At 34.2% G+C, this 3097-nt stretch carries 1 protein-coding gene; it reads left to right on the top strand.

From position 1 onward, the window contains the following. Positions 1-527 precede the first annotated feature (527 nt). The gene (locus AC27L2_RS13725; RefSeq protein ID WP_487212338.1) at positions 528-2816 is read left to right on the top strand and encodes an Ig-like domain-containing protein; all 2289 of its coding nucleotides are present in this window, start codon (positions 528-530) and stop codon (positions 2814-2816) included. Positions 2817-3097 lie beyond the last annotated feature (281 nt).

Below are 3097 nucleotides of genomic sequence, written 5' to 3'. Positions count from 1 at the left end.
AAACTCAGTGGTTCTCAGTGTCATACTCAGTGTTTCTCAGTGTAAAAAAAGTTACACGGAGAACCACAGAGAGAAATCACAGAGAAGCGCAGAGAAGTTATAGAGTAAGCCAATGCAGGAAATTTGGAGAGCTAAAAAGATGGGCACGCTCGCATTATTCCAATATTCCAACATTCCTACGGAGTGGAATGCTACCTGGTATTATTACATCATTCCTTCGAAAGAGAAAATCATTCCATATTTAATCAGCGAAATCTGCGTGTTTTTATAACAACGAAGGAACACAAAGTTCAACACAATGAGGACACAAAGATTTTATACTTCGTGTAACTTTGAGAAATCTTTAGTGAACTTTGTGTTTAAATTATTTTACGCAAAGCTGTAATGAAGACGAAAAGTTTTAAAAATTTTGATTGCAAAACAAAAAATAGTTAGATAAATTTGGTTAAGTAAACGATAAAAATTATTATTAATAATTATAAGAGGGGATAAAAAAGATTTTAAATAAATTCACCTTGGAGGTGCAAATGAAAAAACAAATACTAACATTAATTACTTTTTTAGCAATTGTTATTACTGGATTTAGTAATACAAAAGTTTATGCTCAAAGTTTGCTTGTGCAGTGGAAATGTATACCACCTGACAGTCAAAAGGTATCATTACAAGACCAAAATGTTACAGGTTTAGTTGAAACAGGAACAAATATTTTTAGGGTAAGAAGTTATACAGGTGCAAATGGACCATTAGGTCCAACACAACGTTGGTGGCCTAATGATGGAACAGCTGCAATATCTTGGGGTAACGAAACAGAACAAAATAACAACCGTTACGTTCAATTTGCTGTAACTCCTAAATCTGGATACATAATGCATGCTGATTCAATTTCAATGTGGCTTGGCGGTGGTGCTACAAGTTTTATGAAAGTAAATGTTTATTATGATACCAAAGCTTCTTTTAAATTTGCTAAAAAAATTAATTCTGACCCAATTGCATTATTAAATAATGTTCTAACATTATATTCACTTCCAATTAATAAAAATGTTTATCCAGGAGATACATTATACGTAAGAGTTTATCCATGGTATGAATCATCACCATCAACTTCAAAATATCTTCTTGTTCAAGACGTAAAAATTATTGGAAGTACAGCAGAAATTACTGCTTCAAATTCACCTGTTAATGTAAAACTGCCTGCAATCACAGGGACAATTAATTCTTTTAAAACTGCTGATATAACTGTTGATGATGTTAGCGGAAAGAATATAACTTCTTTACAATTTGTTTTGAGTTATGATAAAAATATAATTCAAATCCCGGAAGTTTATTCTGAAGGAACTATATTAGAAGGGAAAGGAATTTTTTCTGCAAATGTAGATACACTTGCAGGAACAGTAACTGTAGCATGGGCAGGTTATCCAGCATTGGTAGGCGAAGGTTCTTTGCTAAAAATGAAAATTGTATTTAAGAATTTTGGTACAACAACATTTGATTTCGGTAACACACTTAAATTCAACCTTGGAATACCAGGTGCTAACATTGTCGATGGTTATGCAAAAACAGCTGCTGTTCTTATTCAAGGCGGTTCTGTTTCTGCAGTTGCTGGGGATAATATTGTTATTCCTGTATTAACAACTGAACTTACTCAAGATCACAAAGTATTATCATACAATTTCACTGCTACATTTGATAAAAGTGTAATAGAGATAACTAATTATGATTTATCATCTACATTAAGTGAAGGTGGATTAGCTGCAATAAATGTAGATAACAATGCTGGAACAATAAGCTTTTCATTAGCTAAAGGCTCTTATTTAACTGGCAGCGGAACTTTATTGAAACTAACTGGAAAAGCTAAAGCAGCAGGCAGTTCAGTAGTTTCATTTACTTCATTTAAGTTCAATACAGGAACTCCTATCGCTTCAGCTGAATCAGGACAAGTTGTAGTTGCAGAAGCAAATGTAGCTCCAACATTAACCTTAAGTCCAAATCAAACTTCATTTGCAGTAAATGAAAATGAAACATTAACTATTACTTTGGTTGGAGCTGATGCAAATACAGGAGATGCTTTAACATATACATTTACTTCAACCCCTGCTACAACCGGTGCAAATCTTACAGGAAATGTTTTCACATGGAAACCAAATTATGACCAAGCTGGTGTTTATTCCGTAACATTTAAAGTTACAGATAAAGGCGGACTATCTGCTACAAAGACAGTAGCAATTGTTGTTAATAATGTAAATAGACCGCCTGTATTTACAGTAGAAATACCGAACAATCAAGTAGTTCCAGTTCATAATGTTCCTGTAGCTTTTGAATTTATTTACAAAGCAGAAGACCCTGACGGTGACCAGCTGACATTTAGAAAAGTTAGTGGCCCAGGTGAAATATCTACTACTGGATTATTCACATGGGAACCAGTACCAGACCAAGCAGGGAAATCGTACATCTTGATTGTTGAAGTAACAGATGGTTCCTTGACAGCAACATCAACAAGGATAATAAAGGTAAGTGATATAGTAACAGGAGTAGAAGAAGAGACAGGAATACCGACAGAATATTCATTGATGCAGAATTATCCAAATCCATTTAATCCAACAACAACAATAAGATTTGCACTTCCGAAGGAATCGCATGTTAAGTTGTCGGTATATAACATACTTGGACAGGAAGTAGCGACATTGGTAGATGGAATGATGGGAGCTGGATATCACAGAGTAAACTTTGATGCAACAGGGTTGAATACAGGAATGTATATTTACAAGATTCAAGCTGATAATTTTGTATCGATGAAGAAGATGATGTATGTGAAGTAGTTAGTTAGGTTAATAGTTTTCAAAATAGAAAGCCCCTTGAAGAAAGGGGCTTTTTTTTATGTTATTTCTCGCAAAGCCGCAAAGAACACAAAGAAAATACTTAACGTCTTTGCGTCTTAGCGAGAAAAAAAAATAAATTTCACGCAAAGCCACAAAGCCGCAGAGAGAAAACGCAGAGTTAGTCTGCGAAAAACAAAGTGATTAAAAGATAAACTTAGAAACTCAGTGGTTCTCAGTGTCATACTCAGTGTTTCTCAGTGTAAAAAAAGTTACACGGAGAA

It is taken from the genome of Rosettibacter sp. KY25 (genome assembly GCF_057554405.1).
The sequence above is the reverse complement of the archived record's forward strand: the minus strand, read 5'-3'. Positions and strand labels throughout refer to the sequence as shown.